Origin of the sequence: Corynebacterium sp. 5QC2CO, assembly GCF_024580435.1 — a bacterium.
GTDB classification, from domain to species: Bacteria; Actinomycetota; Actinomycetes; order Mycobacteriales; family Mycobacteriaceae; genus Corynebacterium; species Corynebacterium jeikeium_D.
Genome location: NZ_JANIKI010000006.1, coordinates 13,869 through 29,223 on the forward strand (window position 1 = coordinate 13,869; position 15,355 = coordinate 29,223).

Annotated in this window: 14 protein-coding genes; 11 read left to right on the forward strand and 3 right to left on the reverse strand. The window is 60.4% G+C overall.

Annotated elements, in window-relative coordinates; translation table 11 throughout:
* The first annotated feature begins 81 nt into the window (after window positions 1-81).
* From NQ014_RS06385 to NQ014_RS06395, 3 genes are read left to right on the forward strand one after another with little or no spacing between them, the layout of a single operon-like run.
* Window positions 82-417, forward strand: a complete 336-nt coding sequence (locus NQ014_RS06385) for a hypothetical protein (protein ID WP_257074349.1) — start codon at window positions 82-84, stop codon at window positions 415-417.
* Window positions 417-1,694 (forward strand): hypothetical protein, encoded by a 1,278-nt coding sequence (locus NQ014_RS06390; RefSeq protein ID WP_257074350.1) that lies wholly within the window; start codon window positions 417-419, stop codon window positions 1,692-1,694. The genes NQ014_RS06385 and NQ014_RS06390 overlap by 1 nt, the downstream gene beginning before the upstream one ends.
* The gene (locus NQ014_RS06395; protein ID WP_257074352.1) at window positions 1,694-1,975 is read left to right on the forward strand and encodes a hypothetical protein; all 282 of its coding nucleotides are present in this window, start codon (window positions 1,694-1,696) and stop codon (window positions 1,973-1,975) included. Before NQ014_RS06390 ends, NQ014_RS06395 begins: the two co-directional genes overlap by 1 nt.
* A gap of 15 nt (window positions 1,976-1,990) precedes the next feature.
* On the opposite strand, the gene NQ014_RS06400 is transcribed toward NQ014_RS06395, so the two are convergent.
* Window positions 1,991-2,842 carry a dienelactone hydrolase family protein gene (locus NQ014_RS06400; protein WP_049169967.1) on the reverse strand — a complete coding sequence of 284 codons (852 nt, stop codon included), beginning with the start codon at window positions 2,840-2,842 and terminating at the stop codon, window positions 1,991-1,993.
* Window positions 2,843-2,953: 111 nt separating this feature from the next.
* On the opposite strand from NQ014_RS06400, the gene glmS reads away from it, so the two are divergent.
* Complete coding sequence (gene glmS, locus NQ014_RS06405) at window positions 2,954-4,828, forward strand: glutamine--fructose-6-phosphate transaminase (isomerizing) (protein ID WP_257074353.1); 1,875 nt, start codon at window positions 2,954-2,956, stop codon at window positions 4,826-4,828.
* Here glmS and NQ014_RS06410 read toward each other — a convergent pair.
* On the reverse strand, window positions 4,811-6,163 hold the full coding sequence (locus tag NQ014_RS06410; protein WP_257074354.1) for an HNH endonuclease signature motif containing protein: 1,353 nt from the start codon (window positions 6,161-6,163) through the stop codon (window positions 4,811-4,813). The genes glmS and NQ014_RS06410 overlap by 18 nt on opposite strands.
* 219 nt (window positions 6,164-6,382) lie before the next feature.
* Window positions 6,383-7,444 carry a triacylglycerol lipase gene (locus NQ014_RS06415; RefSeq protein ID WP_257074356.1) on the reverse strand — a complete coding sequence of 354 codons (1,062 nt, stop codon included), beginning with the start codon at window positions 7,442-7,444 and terminating at the stop codon, window positions 6,383-6,385.
* A gap of 24 nt (window positions 7,445-7,468) precedes the next feature.
* On the opposite strand from NQ014_RS06415, the gene NQ014_RS06420 reads away from it, so the two are divergent.
* From NQ014_RS06420 to tsaD, 7 genes are read left to right on the forward strand one after another with little or no spacing between them, the layout of a single operon-like run.
* Complete coding sequence (locus NQ014_RS06420) at window positions 7,469-9,139, forward strand: NAD(P)H-hydrate dehydratase (RefSeq protein ID WP_257074358.1); 1,671 nt, start codon at window positions 7,469-7,471, stop codon at window positions 9,137-9,139.
* A complete protein-coding gene (alr, locus tag NQ014_RS06425) occupies window positions 9,136-10,749 on the forward strand; it encodes an alanine racemase (RefSeq protein WP_257074360.1) in 1,614 nt (537 codons plus the stop codon). Before NQ014_RS06420 ends, alr begins: the two co-directional genes overlap by 4 nt.
* 30 nt (window positions 10,750-10,779) lie before the next feature.
* Window positions 10,780-11,430, forward strand: a complete 651-nt coding sequence (tsaB, locus tag NQ014_RS06430) for a tRNA (adenosine(37)-N6)-threonylcarbamoyltransferase complex dimerization subunit type 1 TsaB (protein WP_257074362.1) — start codon at window positions 10,780-10,782, stop codon at window positions 11,428-11,430.
* Window positions 11,427-11,906, forward strand: coding sequence for a ribosomal protein S18-alanine N-acetyltransferase (gene rimI, locus NQ014_RS06435; protein ID WP_257074365.1), 480 nt, complete (start codon window positions 11,427-11,429; stop codon window positions 11,904-11,906). Before tsaB ends, rimI begins: the two co-directional genes overlap by 4 nt.
* A 38-nt stretch (window positions 11,907-11,944) precedes the next feature.
* Window positions 11,945-13,681 (forward strand): pyruvate dehydrogenase, encoded by a 1,737-nt coding sequence (locus NQ014_RS06440; protein ID WP_016422112.1) that lies wholly within the window; start codon window positions 11,945-11,947, stop codon window positions 13,679-13,681.
* A 55-nt stretch (window positions 13,682-13,736) separates the two neighbouring features.
* Window positions 13,737-14,165, forward strand: a complete 429-nt coding sequence (locus tag NQ014_RS06445; RefSeq protein ID WP_257074369.1) for a hypothetical protein — start codon at window positions 13,737-13,739, stop codon at window positions 14,163-14,165.
* Between the two features lie 58 nt (window positions 14,166-14,223).
* Window positions 14,224-15,303, forward strand: a complete 1,080-nt coding sequence (tsaD, locus tag NQ014_RS06450) for a tRNA (adenosine(37)-N6)-threonylcarbamoyltransferase complex transferase subunit TsaD (protein WP_257074474.1) — start codon at window positions 14,224-14,226, stop codon at window positions 15,301-15,303.
* Window positions 15,304-15,355 lie beyond the last annotated feature (52 nt).

Genomic DNA, 15,355 nt, shown 5'->3' on the forward strand with positions numbered 1-15,355 from the left:
AGTACCTCAACGGAACCGAATCCCCTTTTTTCGCGCCTAACAGTAATAAGAACTGTTTTTTCGCGGGGAAGGGGATTTTTCGTGTCCGCACGTTTTACTGGAGGCAGTGGCGGAGGCTTGCTGCACTTTTCGGAAGATGCAGTGACAGCGGCTGCTCGAGAGATCGAGCAACGCGGCCGTGACGGCCATGAGCGGTGGGGAAGCGCTCCCGATATTTCCGCAGCAGACTGTGGCCAGGGTTTTGCCACCCAGGGGCATCGTTTGCAGCAGGCGGCAGCGCGACTGCGTGAGCACGGACAATCGATGTACGCGGGACTTGGCAATCATGCTCCGGCAGTACGGGAACAGTGGCGTGTCTTCGCCGGCTGTGACAGCGACGGGAGTGCGGACCTCGGGGGAATTGAGGTAGTGGACTGATGCCATGGGTTGCTCGAATCCTTCCGATATTGGTGCGTGTTATTGGCCGTGGAAGCCGTATTGGAGCCAAGCGCGGGGTCGGCGGCATCGGCAAGAATCTGCCCAAAGTCTTGGATAAGGTGCGACGCGCTGACGGCTGGAAGGGCAGCGCCCTATCCAAGTTCTCCAACTCAGTAGGGTTGATAGCCTCCGCGATAACTATTGGTATGGCTTTCGATTGGGGCGGTTTGAAAGGCGATGCCGCCGACGCAGCCAAGGAGCGCTGCGAAAAAGCCGCGCAGGATTGTGCGAATCAGGATCAGCAGTCCGCCGATGGCGCGCAGAGTGTCGGCGAGTGCGGCAAGAAAGTCGACGAGGTCCTCGAGGATTGTGAAAAGCAGGCCGAAGATATGGCTGAGCAAACCGACGGCGTCCTCTCTCAGTGCGAAGCGCTTGTCGACGATCCGGAGGTCGGCGCCGAAGCCGCACAAGTGGCCCAGCAGGTGTGTAACAGTCTCGTCGACTCCACTGGTCAGCTCTACGATGCGCGTAATACCTGCATCGAGCAGTGTCTTGAGCAGGCAGCGTGTGACACTGAGGCCGCGGTGGTCGCCACCCCGCCGCAGCCTCCTACTGTCCCTGCCAGTTCGGGTGCTACTTCGGCGGCCTGTGCAGAGGTGGCTGAGTCTGTGAGTGGCGAAGGAGCTACTGTAACCGGTGGCAACGGTGCTACCGCTGGTGGAATTGGGGTCGTTGCCAACGTTGATATTGGGATAGAGGCAGGCGTTGCTGCTGGGATGTCCCTTGGAGATGCCATTGGCGCTGCCGGGGCGGCCAGTGTCGCTGGAATTGCGGGGGCTGTCGGGGTTGCAGGCAGTGTCGCGTCCTCACTGCTCAACTTGGACATGTGCACGGAGACGGAAGAGTCAGTGTGCGAACAGGCACCTGCGCCAGCACCAGCACCAGTTCCTGCGCCGGAGGACTGTGTGCCGGAACCCGAGCCCAAGCCCGAACCAGAACCCGAGCCCGAACCTCAACCAGAACCAGAAGATGCGCCAGAACCGCCTCCTCCGGCTGAGAAACTAAAGCACCTGGGAATCGAGCTGCCACAGGAGCCGCAGCCAGAACCACAAGCAGAAACACAAGCAGAACAGCAAGCAGAGCCGCAGCCAGAACCAGCCCAGGATTCGGCAGCATCAGTGCAGGAATCTGCTTCAGCTGTGCCCGAACCCCCTGAGCAGCCCAACGCCCAGGAGCTTGTGGGCGCGGTCAATTCGCCGACGGCAGGTGAGTGGTAATGGGGAGTAAGGATTCCGCGAAATATGACCGGATTGGGCAGGCCTATTACGACGCTGCTGCAATGACCCGGCAGGAGTTCGATACGGCGATACAGAGGGCACAGAAAGAATTGCAGGGTTTGGAAGAGCGTCGTAAAGCACGCGAAATTAAGGAGAGGGAGGTGGCGGCGGGCGTCGAAAAGCAACAAAAAACCGCCCGACCGAAGGGAACCGTTACGCGGTTGTTCGGGCGGGCGGGGAAAGGGACGCCGACGGTGAAGTCGATTCGGGGCGTGTCCTGAAGCGTGGCCTAGTGACTACTTGCCGGGAATCAGCGAGTGCTCCGGGTTTTCCGGCAGCTCCTTGATGAGCCACTCCATATCGCGGTTAGTTGTGCCCTTGATAGTGGCGGTCGGGTCTGCGAAATCCGAGTACTTCTTGTCGTCACCGACCGTGGCCAGCAGGAAGCCTGTGAGTGCGGCGCGCGCGACCTCCTGGTACTTCACCTTGGAGGAAGAGAAGCCCGCTAGACGACGGAGAAGAGTTGTTTCCGAGAAGCTGCCCTGGTCAGCCTTGTCTACTTCGCGGTAAACGACATCGCCCTTCCACTGAACAGCCAGGCGAGCCGGGTTACCGCGATCGAGCCACTGATCCTCGCCAGGAGCCAGGACGAGGCCCGGGGCCGAGACATTAGTTGCAGCGGCGCTGGAGGAAGGCGCGGTAGTTGCGGGGAAGACGCAGCCAACGCCGGAGATGAGGTCGTGACCAGCAGCGGCGAGGACGGCTACACCTGCGCCCATGCCGTGGCCGGCAACGCCGAGTTTCTTCGGGTGGACGACGACCTTGCCCTCTCCGAGGCGGACACCAGCGAGAATCTGGAGCGCTGTCTCCAAATCGTTGGCGAGACCACGGTGGTCTGCCACGATGCCATTTTCGGTGTCCGGAGCAGCGACCGCGATGCCCCACGAAGCTAGGTGACGCAGCGTGGCGTGGTACTCCTCAATCGGTGTGCGCCAATCGTGTGCGAAGGCGATACCGGGGATGCCATTGCCCTCGGCAGGCGTGTAGACCTTTCCCGGCAGGCCAGTAAAAGCGAGATCACCGACCATGACGCGGTGCGGTCCACGCTTGGAAAGATTAGATGTCAGAGTCTTCAAGTTGTCAGCCACAGTGAATAGCTTAACTATAAGGTGCATACCTTTGCTGAAAAAGTGCCAGGATGAGCGAGAATGTCTATTTCGTTATGACGATTTTCCGCTTCGCGGGTTATTCTGTAGGGCATGTGTGGAATCGTTGGATATGTGGGCCATCAGCCCGCCCTGGATATTGCTGTCGATGCGCTACGACGCATGGAATACCGTGGCTATGACTCCGCGGGTGTTGCCATTGTCGACGATCAGGGGCATATCACTGTAGAGAAGAAGGCCGGTAAACTCGCCAACCTCGAGGCTGCCCTTGATGCGGATGGGCGCGACAAAATCACTGGAACCACCGGAATTGGGCACACCCGCTGGGCTACCCACGGTCGCCCAATTGATGAGAATGCCCACCCACACCAGTCCTATGACGGCAAGGTGGCTATCGTCCACAACGGCATTATCGAGAACTTTGCTCCGCTACGTCAGGAGCTGGAGGATGCCGGCATTGAGCTGAAGTCCGAAACCGACTCCGAGGTCGCCGCGCACATGCTCGCCCGTGCCCTGGACGGTTCCGACGGCGGATCTACCGCTGGTGATTTCGAGACCTCAGCGCTGTCCGTGCTCAACCGCCTCGAGGGTGCTTTCACGCTGCTGTTTACTCATGCAGACCACCCGGATCGCATCATCGCTGCTCGTCGCTCCACTCCGCTGATTGTCGGTGTGGGCGAAAACGAAATGTTCCTCGGCTCCGATGTTGCGGCTTTCATCGCGCACACCCGCGAGGCCGTGGAGCTGGGGCAGGACAACGTCGTCATCATCACCGCAGATGATTACCGCATCCTGGATTTCGCCGGCAATGAGCAGCAGGGTCGACCATTCACCATCGACTGGGATCTCGCCGCAGCCGAAAAGGGTGGCTATGACTCCTTCATGATGAAGGAAATCCACGAGCAGGCTGCCGCCGTCCGCGATACGTTGGCCGGTCACCTCGTTGACGGCCGCATCGTTCTCGACGAGTCCCGCCTGAGTGACCAAGATCTGCGTGACATCGAGAAGGTCTTCGTCGTCGCCTGTGGTACCGCATACCACTCTGGTTTGTTGGCCAAGTACGCCATTGAGCACTGGGTTCGCATCCCGGTCGAGATTGAGGTCGCGTCCGAGTTCCGCTACCGCGATCCGGTGCTGGACCGCCAGACGCTGGTGGTCGCTATTTCGCAGTCGGGTGAGACTGCGGACACCCTTGAGGCCGTGCGACACGCAAAGAGCCAGGGCGCCCGCGTGCTGGCTGTCTGTAACACCAACGGTGCACAGATTCCGCGTGAGTCTGACGCCGTGCTCTATACGCACGCCGGCCCGGAGATCGGTGTTGCTGCAACCAAGTCGTTCCTGGCGCAGGTAGCCGCAAACTACCTGGTCGGATTGGCTCTGGCCCAGGCGCGCGGCACTAAGTACCCGGATGAGGTCACTCGCGAGTTTGAAGAGCTGGAGACCATCCCGGCACTGATTGACAAGGTCGTCGCTAAGGGCGATGAGTTCATCGACATGGCCAAGGAAATCGGTGCTATTCCGACGATGCTCTTCCTCGGCCGTCACGTTGGTTTCCCAGTCGCACTTGAGGGTGCGCTGAAGCTCAAGGAGCTTGCCTACATTCACGCAGAGGGGTTCCCGGCAGGCGAGCTCAAGCATGGCCCAATTGCACTCATCGAGGATAATCTTCCGGTCGTCGTCGTAGTGCCATCGCCGAAGGGGCGCGCCGTGCTGCACTCCAAGATTGTCTCCAACATCCAGGAGATTCGAGCCCGAGGTGCCAAGACCATCGTGATTGCCGAAGAAGGGGATCAGTCGGTGGTTCCTTTTGCGAACTACCTGATTGAAATCCCGGAGACGTCCACGCTGCTCCAGCCGCTGTTGTCTACGATTCCGATGCAGTTCCTGGCAGCTGAGATCGCTCGCCAGTGCGGTAACGAGGACATCGATAAGCCGCGCAACCTGGCCAAGTCAGTCACCGTCGAGTAGTTCGTCCTGCTTTCGTCGGTACTGCTCAATCTCCGCATCGAGTTCTTCATCCGTGAGGGACTCGATGCGTTTTTCTTCCTCCTCTGTTAGCTCCCAGACCTCGTCAGGTACGTCGCAACATGACAACATCCAATCGAGGTTGCGTTTCTGAATCGTCTTCATCTTCCGTGTTACGCGCTGATGAAAAGTTTGCTTGCCGACGTTCTTTAGCGGCCCAACCGGAACGCTGGTCGCGGTGTCTCCATCACGGGAAGTCCACACTTCCGTTCCATCAGGGAACCGATCGATGTCCCAGCCCTCGTGCGTTTTTAGGTTGTGGTGTCGGCGGCAGAGACAGTGCAGATTCTCCGTGTCAGTCGGCCCGCCCTGCTCGGGATTGTCGTGGTTGTACGGCTGAATATGGTCCAGGTCGCACTTGGATGCCAGGACGTCGCAGCCGGGGAAGCGACAGGTACCGTCGCGACCGCGGACGCGAGCCACCTGGCTCTCGGTGGGGCGGTAACCATCCACCTTGCTGTCGGCGGAGATACGGATGTGAGTTGCGCGGGCAAGCCATTCTTCGGTGGCTACCTCGCTCAACCAGCCGACGCCATCAATCCATGCTGGCCCACCGCCGACCTCGCGGTAGACATTGATGACAATCTCGGCATTGGTCGATTTCTGTGCCAGCTGTAGTAGCGCTTCCGCCTGCGTGCACTGTTCACCGCGATTGATTGCGGTGTTGCGAATCCCCTGGATTCTTGCCATGAGCTCGGTCGCGCGGTCGTTTTCAAGGATTGCTGTGACCTTTTTGTGCTTGCCATCGCCCGTGTCGGCGAGTGCAACTGCTTCGCCCTCGGGAACCCGTTGGGTGCCGTCGTTGCGGGCGCAGTCGTTGTACTCAGAAACCAAGTCACCGATTAGGCGAGACAGCGTGTAGACACCAATCATTGCTTGTCGAGGGCGCGTCGGAGTGAGCATTTCCAAAAGATGGGGCTCTACCGTGTCGAACTGGTCTGGTGACAGCCCGGCAACGCCATTGGCGATGGCGCGGAGATGGGCTAACGAGAAACAGAAGGTGGATTCGATGAGAGCCCGGACTTTTGGTAGGCGTTCGAACATCAGCGCAATTTCGCACAGCGTAGAGCACTTGCCGCGGCTAAGGCCGGTTCGAATGCTTATGCGGGCGAGATGGTGATTGACGTCGACTTCGTCACCGGGATCGCAGATATCGATGAGTTGAAGGTCGGCGGCGTTGATGGCACGGGCCGCGATGCTAATGGGATCGTCGGATTGCTGGTTGGCCCATGAGGGCTTTTGACCTGGTACTGGAAGTTCTGTGGGCGGCGATGACATTGGTTATCCCCCTGATTACTACGTGTCCGCCGGAGAATTGAAGATTGAGTTCTGTGGTGGAGAGAAGCGTGGGGGAGGCTGTTTCAACCAGTCCCGCCGACTTCTGTGCACCAGACAAAGAACTTTCGCTTACAAATTTTCCCTACAACCCAAATCGTACACCTGTTTGAAAAACTGTCAATAGAATTCTGGAAATACGTTCTAAAATTCTGTGCTGAATTAGATCCGACCCCTCCGTCCGAGACCCCTCCGTCCGAGACTCCTCGGCAGGGCGCCGTACATAGGCAGGACTCGCTGTCGCGGATGATGCGGGACATCACCAGTCTCAGCGCCATCCAGTTCCTCCAAGAACTCGTGAATGCGTTCGAGCGTATTGGGGGAGTAGAGCAGTGCGAGGTGATCAGACCAGTCGCCACCGCCAGTGGCATTGTTGACGTTCGTAATGTGGTGACCCTCTTGTTCGGGCAAAAAGGCGCCGGTCCACGGGCGAACCACGGTGTCAAAAGGGGTGCCGATATTCAGGTAGTGCGGGCCGCGTCGGGTAATGCCACGCGCTGCGCGGTTCAGAGTCGCAATGTAGTCAGAGTCCAGCAGCTGTTGAATGCAGGCACGGCCGACAAGGCGGTCGACGAGCTTGTGCATCGGTAGGCCGCACCGCTCAAGGACACTGAGCCTTCGGCGCATGCCCCACGCAGTAGTGCCGCGATGGTTTCCCGCAAGCGAGATGACTGCTCGCACGGGGCTGTTGTCGGAGGCGTACTGCTCGGCTGCTTCTTCGTTGAGGCCACGGTTGAGGGCGTCGTCGTAAAGCGAATCAATGCTCGCGTTGGCGTAACTGCGACAGTGCAGACCGCCCTGGGAATGACCGATGAGGTCGATGCGGGGTAGGGAGAGTTGGGCTCGGAAGCGGTCGAGAAGGTCGGTGACTTCGGCGAGCGCATCGTTCAAATCGGTGGTGGCTTTGACGCTGCGGAGGCGGCTGACCAGCGCGGCGGGGTCGGAGCCGTAATCGAGTGAGAATACAGGGCGATTCCGGGCGAGGAACGGCCCCAACATGGCGAAGGAGTTGAACGAGTTCATCCAGGTGCCGTGAACCAGGACAATTGGTGTGCGGCCGTTGTATCCATCCAGGTCGGGAGTGACTTTGCCGTCGAGGATTTCGCGAACGTCCTGCACGCCGTGGGGGATCCATTCGGGATGACGCAACGAGCGCAGGTATGCCTGCGGAAAGGCGCGCAGTAGAGGGCCGAAAACTCGCGTGCTCGGGGAGTAGTCATCCATAGGGGCTAATCGTAGGCTGGGTTTATGACGTACTGCTACACAGCTGCCGAAATTCGCGCCGCGGAACAGCCCTATCTGGACGCACAAACGCGTGACGACGAACTCATGCGCCACGCAGCCGCCGCTGTGTCGGAGGTGGCGGAGCGGATGCTCGCTAAGGTGTCGCAGGAGCCTGGTCGCGGTCGTGTGCTGCTGTTGGTTGGGTCGGGAGGCAATGGTGGCGATGCGCTCTATGCCGGCCGGGACTTGTCTTCGGGCGGACATGGCGTGGATGCGGTTTTGCTGGGCACGAAGCCACATGAACGGGCGCTGAAAGCGTTTGAGCTCGCAGGTGGGCGGGTGCTGCCGTTGGGGCGTGACCGGGAGACGGATTTATCGAAGATTCTGTGGTCGATTAGTGAAGACTACGCACTGATCATCGACGGAATTGTGGGGCTCGGTGGTCACGGCGCGCTGCGTGAAGAGGCTGCGTGGCTGGTGCGCGAGGCAAACATCGGCGAGGTTCCTATTCTCTCGGTCGACGTGCCGAGTGGTGTGGAAGCCGATACCGGACGCACTTTTGATCCGCCCTCCCAGACCATCAATCCGGACCCTGATCTGGAAGAGGGGCAGGATCCGTACCTGCCATCCCACGTCGAGGCCACGACAACGGTGACCTTCGGCGGACTGCGCTACGCGCATGCGCTGTCGGAAGCCTGCGGTGAGGTCGAACTACATGAAATTGCGCTCGATGCCTTCTCCCTCGAACTTCCAGGACTGGGGCAGACGCTCTACGAAAACGGTACCTACAATGCCGTCCACCACCGGACTCCGACCGTCAAGTTTTACGAAGCCCTAGGCGGGAGCTTCCCCGCACCACTTGGCGCGATAACCCCGCTCGAGCCCGGTGCCGCTGACCACAAGTACTCCACCGGAGTTACAGGAATCGCCGCCGGTAGCGAGGCATATCCCGGCGCAGGGCAGCTGTGTGCCACCGCTGCCGTGCATGCGACGAGCCCCGCAGTCATCTATGTCGGCGACGCGGTCGCACGTAACCGCATCACCACTGCCTTGCCGACGGTCATTGCGCAGCCAGATTCGGTGGATCGCAAAGAGGTACGCGTTGATGCCTGGGTCGTCGGTCCCGGCCGGGGCACTGATGAGCGCGCGGCCGAGGAACTGCGAGATATTTTGGCCACCGACAAGCCGGTAGTTCTCGATGCCGACGCACTGACGTTGCTGTCGAAGCATGAGGACATCCGACAGCTCGTCCGTGAACGCGGCCAAGAGCGCAACCTGCGCACTGTTCTCACTCCGCACGCCGGTGAATTCGAGCGTCTTACCGGGCATGAGGTCACTAACGCCATCGCAGATGCCCGTGAACTTGCCGAGCAGTTCTCCTGCGAAGTGCTGCTCAAGGGGCGCCGCACCGTGATTGCCAATCCGACAACGCAGCGCACAGTCGTGATTGACGCGGGTAGCTCCTGGGCAGCAACGCCGGGTTCCGGCGATGTATTGTCCGGACTTCTCGGTGCCTGGGTAGCGCGTGGCGAATCCCTCTACGTACCAGCAATTATTCACGGTCGCGCCGCATTTTTGGCCGCGCGGACAGCGTTCGGACCAGCACCCTGCAGCGCCCAGGACATCGCCGAATCCATCCGAGATGCCACCGCATGGTTCACCAACGAAGGCAGCAGTGGCAAAATACGGCTATGACTTCCTCGGCACCAGCCATCCTGACCCACACCGTTAATCTCGACGCAATCACCCACAATGTGAAGACCGTCAAGGCCATCGCAGGGGTGTCGGAATTCATGGCCGTCGTCAAGGCGGACGGCTACTCGCAGGGTGCGCTGCAGACCGCGCGTGCCGCACTGGACGGCGGCGCAACACAGCTCGGCGTCGCAACAATCGATGAGGCGCTCTCCCTCCGCGAGGAACTCCGCGCCACGCTTGACGACGGCCACACCACCCCCATCCTCGCCTGGATCTGGGACGCAGCAGCCACCTCGTTGGTGCAGCGCGCTGTGGCTGCAGATATTGACCTCGGTCTGCCGTCGATGGCTCATGCACTGGCTGTGGCCAATGCCGGGCGGGCGCTGTCGGTGACACCACGTGTGACGGTGATGGTCGATACGGGTTTGGGACGCTCGGGATTCTCTATGGCCAATGGGGACTTTGACAATGCGGTCGCTCAGCTGGTCGAGCTACACAAGACCGGTGCGCTGAATATCACCGGTGCTTTCACGCACTTTGCGTGCGCGGATGAGCCGGGCAACGAGAGCGTCGATAAGCAGGCGCAGAATTTCCGTGCTGCGATTGCGGCACTGCGTGAGGCGGGGCTGGACGAGCTGATTAACCATGCGGCGAATTCGCCGGCATCGTTGTCGCGTTCTGACCTGGCCTTCGACATGGTGCGCCCAGGTCTGGCGATTTATGGTGGTGAGCCAATTGCAGGTGCTACCCACGGATTGCGTCCCGCGATGCGGTGGGAAGCGTCGGTCATTTTGGTCAAGAAGCTGCCGGCGGGGCAGTCGGTGTCCTACGGACAGACGTGGACAACTGACCGCGACACCACCATCGGCATCGTGCCCTGTGGCTATGCGGACGGCATGATGCGCTCAGCCTCCGGGCGTTTCGAGGTCAGCATCAATGGCACACGCTATCCGCAGGTGGGGCGCGTGTGTATGGATCAATTCGTCGTCGATCTGGGGCCCGACAGCGATGTCGAGGCCGGCGACACTGCGATTATCGTCGGCGATCCCACACTGGGGGAGCCCGGTCTCGATGACCTCGCGGAGGCATCCGGCACCATTAACTACGAAATCCTCACCGCGCCAAAGGGACGCAGTGAGCGAAAGTGGGTGCGCAGCCGCATTGCGCCAACCGCAGAGGACATGCGTGACCTCGGCGAGGAGATTGGCCGGGAGCTAGCCGCCGGGGATCTGGTGATTCTCGATGGCCCACTCGGCGCGGGCAAAACGACCCTCACGCAGGGCATCGCCCGTGGCATGAACGTGCGCGGTCGCGTGACGTCGCCGACGTTCACCATCGCCCGCGAGCACCGTCCGTTGGCAACCGACGGCGTCACCCTCATCCACGTCGACGCCTATCGCCTCTTCGGCGAAGAGGGACCCGGCTCCGATGGCGAGGCCTTCGATGCGCTGGACTCGCTCGATTTGGACACCGACCTTGAGGACAGCGTCGTGGTCGCCGAGTGGGGAATGGGGCTCGCCGAGGTGCTCTCCGAGCGCTATTTGCAGGTGAGCATCGATCGTTCGCGTGACGACGATGCCCGCGTCGTCACCTGGAAGTGGAGCAAGTAGCTTCAAGTCGGTTCAAGTAGGTTACTGAGTATGAACATTTTGGCCGTTGACACATCGACTCCACAGGTCACCGCGGGAATTGTCCGCGATGGTGAAACCGTGGCCGAAAAGCTGCACCTGGATGCCCGTGCGCACAACGAGGTGCTGGTGCCGCTGATTCAGCAGTGCCTCACTGACAGTGGGGTGGCGGCAACCGAGCTAGATGCCGTGGTTGTCGGCTGTGGGCCGGGGCCGTTTACGGGCTTGCGCGTTGGTATGGCCACCGCAGCCTCCTTCGCCGACGCTCTGGGGATTCCCTGCTACGGCATCTGCAGCCTGGATGCGCTCGCGGGTGGGGTTGGCGATGAACTGGTCGTCACCGATGCCCGCCGCCGCGAGGTGTACTTCGCCGCCTACCGCGATGGCCAGCGGGTTTTCGGCCCGGCAGTGGCCAAGCCAGCCGACGTCATGGAGCTGCTCAAGGGAGAACTTGCAGCAGAAGCCGCCGATTTCGCGCCGAGCCACGCCCGCGGCAGCCTCAGCCACATCGAGCAAATTGCCGGGCTTGAGGTTGCTGCCGAACAAGTCTTTCCCACTCCGAAAGCCATGGTTGAAGCGGTTGACTTTGACTCCGCGCCGGGCCCACTGGTGCCGCTGTACTTGCGCCGTCCGGATGCCGTTGTCCCGAAGGCTATGAGATGAGCGTCGTCAAGCTAGTGCGTCTCGGACCTCCTGCGGCCAAGGCGTGTGCGGCGATTGAGGCAGAGCTGTTTGCCGGCGACGATCCCTGGCCGGAATCGGTCTTTATGGCAGAGCTGGCCGCGCCGAACAATTTCTACGTCGGGCTGATCGCAGAGGCGGACGGGGGCGAAGAAGTGTGCGGCTATGCGGGGATCACCAAGCTGGGGCCTGCGGGGGCCGCCGAGTACGAGATTCACACTATCGGTGTGGGGCAGAAGTGGCAGCGCCGGGGCTTTGGGGCGCAGCTGATGGACGCGCTGATGGCAGCTGTGGCAGAGGATCCGGGCCCGGTGTTTTTGGAAGTTCGCACAGATAACGAACCCGCGATCGCCATGTATCGGCGCTATGGTTTCGAAAATATGGGGCTGCGAAAGAACTATTATCCGGGCTCTGGGGCGGATGCGTACACGATGTGTAGGCCTGAGTTGGCCAGCTAGATGTTGACGTATTGACTAATCTGCGTTAAACCAGGCACATGGCTAAAACCTTTGCAAAACAGCTCGTAGAAACCCTAGAGAAGCAGGGTGTCAAGCGAATCTTCGGACTCGTTGGAGATAGTTTGAACCCCATTGTCGACGCTGTGCGCGAGTCCTCCATTGAGTGGGTGCACGTTCGCAACGAAGAGGCTGCCGCCTTCGCCGCCGGCGCGGAGTCCCTGGTCACCGGCGAATTAGCAGTGTGTGCGGCTTCCTGTGGCCCGGGTAATACCCACCTCATTCAGGGTCTGTATGACTCCCACCGCAACGGCGCAAAGGTGCTGGCGCTGGCATCGCACATTCCTTCCCGCCAGATTGGCTCGAACTTCTTCCAGGAGACCCATCCGGAGTTCATCTTCAACGAGTGCTCCGGTTACTGCGAGATGGTCAACTCCGCTGAGCAGGGTGGCGTCGTTTTGCATCACGCTATCCAGTCGACCATGACTGGCCACGGTGTTTCCGTGCTGGTTCTGCCGGGCGACATTACAACGCATGAGGTGGAAAATGACGAGTTCGTCACTTCCACTATCAGCAGCGGTCGCCCAGTTGTATTCCCTGACGCCGGCCAGGCCGCCGCGCTTGCCGACGCAATTAACGAGGCTAAAACCGTCACGCTTTTCTGTGGCGCAGGTGTGAAGGACGCCCGCGAACAGGTGCTCAAGCTTGCGGAGAAGATTAAGTCGCCGGTGGGGCATGCGCTGGGTGGCAAGATGTACATCCAGTACGACAATCCCTATGACGTCGGTATGTCCGGCCTGCTGGGCTACGGCGCCTGCCACGATGCCTCCAACGATGCTGATCTGTTGATTCTGCTCGGTACTGACTTCCCCTACAACGACTTCCTGCCGACTAAGAACGTTGCACAGGTCGATATCGATGGTCGTGCCATCGGTCGTCGTACCACGGTGAAGTACCCAGTCGTCGGCGATGTGGCTGCCACGATTGAAACCATCCTGCCGCACCTGGATGAAAAGACCGATCGCTCCTTCCTGGACAAGCAGCTGCGGAACCACGAGCGCCTGCTCAGCCACGTCATCGAGGCATACACCCACGACGTTGAGAACATGCGCCCGATTCATCCGGAGTATGTAGCCGACCTGATTGATAAGTACGCCGATGACGATGCCGTCTTCACCGTCGATACCGGTATGGGCAATGTCTGGGCTGCGCGCTACGTCACGCCGAATGGCAAGCGAGAGCAGATTGGTTCCTTCCGTCACGGCACTATGGCCAATGCGCTGTCGCAGGCCATTGGTGTGCAGGCTGCTGATCGGGACCGTCAGGTCATTACCTTCAACGGTGACGGTGGCCTGTCAATGCTGCTCGGTGAGCTCATCACCGTGAAGCAGGAGCAGCTGCCCATCAAGATGTTTGTGTTCAACAACTCCTCGCTCGGCATGGTCAAGCTGGAAATGCTGGTTCAGGGGCTGCCGGAGCACGAGACCGATCACGACGCAGTTGACTACGCCGGAGTCGCAGAGTCGTTGGGTATCAAGGCCATCCGAATTGAAGATCCGGCCGATGCGCCTCGCCTGATTCAAGAGGCGCTGGCTTACGACGGCCCGGTGCTGGTGGACATGATCACCGACCCGAATGCCCTGTCCATTCCGGCAAACATCACCTGGGACATGCTGATGGGATTCTCCAAGGCCGCTACTCGCACCGTCTTCGGCGGCGGCGTTGGTCAGATGATCAACATGGCACGGTCGAACCTCCGCAACATCCCGCGGCCATAGTGGGGGTAGCGCTCTCGAGATGCGGGAGTGGGTGCGGTGCGGTACCTCTGTTTCCATGATTAAAGGTTTTCTGGTGAACCCTGACCTGACGCATCGCATCGTCGAATTTGAGTTGGACGCCGCTGCTACTTTCCTCGGCGGAGTTTCCTCCGACCGTGTTTCGGTGGCGTTCCAGGAAGACGGCGCCGATTACGCCGCTCTCTACAACCCGACGGCCAAGGCTGAGGGCGCTGAACCGAATCCGGTCGCGTCCCTCGGCCGCAATGAGGCTGCTACGGGCAACTCGGCTTTCTTTACCGACCCCACCACCGCAATTTGCGGAACGGTCGTATTTGTCGACGCCGAGGGCAAGGATATCGGCGACGAGGAAATCGAGCGTATTAAGCACGGTATGCGCGCCGTGCGCCACTACCGCGATGACTACCCAGAGGAATACGCTCTCTGGCGTGCCGCTGTGCGGAACCTCGGTCGCCTCGAAATTTAAACTCGGTCGCTGGTAAGTGACCCGGTGGTGCGCTAGTACCATGACTGCTATGACCGAGTTGACCCTGCTGGCAATCGAGAGTTCCTGCGATGAGACTGGCGCTGCAGTGGTGCGTGTGCGCTACGACGACACCGACACCAGCACCCCCGCCATTCCCGAGGTGGAAGTGCTTGCCGACGTCGTCGCATCCTCCATGGAACAGCACGCCCGCTTCGGTGGTGTGGTCCCGGAGATTGCTTCCCGCGCTCATTTGGAAGCCCTGCAGCCAGTAGTCTCCGAGGCGCGCGCGCAAGCAGCTGCCAAGCTCGGTATCGATACTTTTATCCCAGATGCCGTCGCCGCTACCGTGGGGCCCGGTCTCGCTGGTGCGCTGCTGGTCGGTTCGGCAGGCGCGAAGGCCTATGCCGCCGCCTGGGGTGTGCCTTTCTACGGCATTAATCACCTTGGTGGCCACGTTGCTGTCGGAGCTCTCGATGGCGCAGATCTATCCAACGCAGTGGCGCTCTTGGTTTCCGGCGGGCACACGCAGCTGCTGCGCGTGCAGGGGGTTGGTCGTCCGATGGAGGAGCTCGGATCGACGCTTGACGACGCAGCCGGAGAGGCATACGACAAGGTTTCGAGGTTGCTTGGGTTGGGTTACCCGGGCGGCCCGATTATCGATAAGTTGGCTAAGCAGGGAAATCGCAAGGCCATCGCGTTTCCTCGCGCCATGATGCGCCAGCAGGATGCGCGCCATGACTTCTCCTTCTCCGGCTTGAAAACCGCCGTGGCCCGCTATGTCGAGGCGGCAGAGAAGGAAGGTCGTGAATACTCCGTAGAGGACGTCTGTGCTTCCTTCCAGGAGGCGGTCTGCGATGTATTGACCAAGAAGGCCGTTCGCGCAGCTCAGGATGTGGGGGCCACTACGCTGCTGCTCGGTGGTGGTGTGGCTGCGAACTCGAGGTTGCGTGAACTCGCAGCGGCGCGAGCTACCTCGGCGGGAATTACGCTGCACGTGCCGCCGATTAAGCTGTGTACCGACAACGGTGTCATGATTGGTGCAGCTGCCGCCTACCTCATTGCCGCGGGGGTCAAGCCCTCTGGCTACGCCTGCCCGACCGACCCCTCCATGCCTGTGGAAGATCCTGTAATGCAATAAGCAGTGATTCCCCTTCGGATCCATGTTAAATTTCGTTAACTGACTTTGACTT

Excerpts from the sequence above, each read along its gene's own strand:
- NQ014_RS06390 (WP_257074350.1), top strand. The coding sequence starts at position 417 with ATGCCATGGGTTGCTCGAATCCTTCCGATATTGGTGCGTGTTATTGGC.
- NQ014_RS06395 (WP_257074352.1), top strand. The coding sequence starts at position 1,694 with ATGGGGAGTAAGGATTCCGCGAAATATGACCGGATTGGGCAGGCCTAT.
- glmS (WP_257074353.1), top strand. The coding sequence starts at position 2,954 with ATGTGTGGAATCGTTGGATATGTGGGCCATCAGCCCGCCCTGGATATT.
- NQ014_RS06410 (WP_257074354.1), bottom strand. The coding sequence starts at position 6,163 with ATGTCATCGCCGCCCACAGAACTTCCAGTACCAGGTCAAAAGCCCTCA.
- NQ014_RS06415 (WP_257074356.1), bottom strand. The coding sequence starts at position 7,444 with ATGGATGACTACTCCCCGAGCACGCGAGTTTTCGGCCCTCTACTGCGC.
- NQ014_RS06420 (WP_257074358.1), top strand. The coding sequence starts at position 7,469 with ATGACGTACTGCTACACAGCTGCCGAAATTCGCGCCGCGGAACAGCCC.
- alr (WP_257074360.1), top strand. The coding sequence starts at position 9,136 with ATGACTTCCTCGGCACCAGCCATCCTGACCCACACCGTTAATCTCGAC.
- tsaB (WP_257074362.1), top strand. The coding sequence starts at position 10,780 with ATGAACATTTTGGCCGTTGACACATCGACTCCACAGGTCACCGCGGGA.
- rimI (WP_257074365.1), top strand. The coding sequence starts at position 11,427 with ATGAGCGTCGTCAAGCTAGTGCGTCTCGGACCTCCTGCGGCCAAGGCG.
- NQ014_RS06440 (WP_016422112.1), top strand. The coding sequence starts at position 11,945 with ATGGCTAAAACCTTTGCAAAACAGCTCGTAGAAACCCTAGAGAAGCAG.
- NQ014_RS06445 (WP_257074369.1), top strand. The coding sequence starts at position 13,737 with ATGATTAAAGGTTTTCTGGTGAACCCTGACCTGACGCATCGCATCGTC.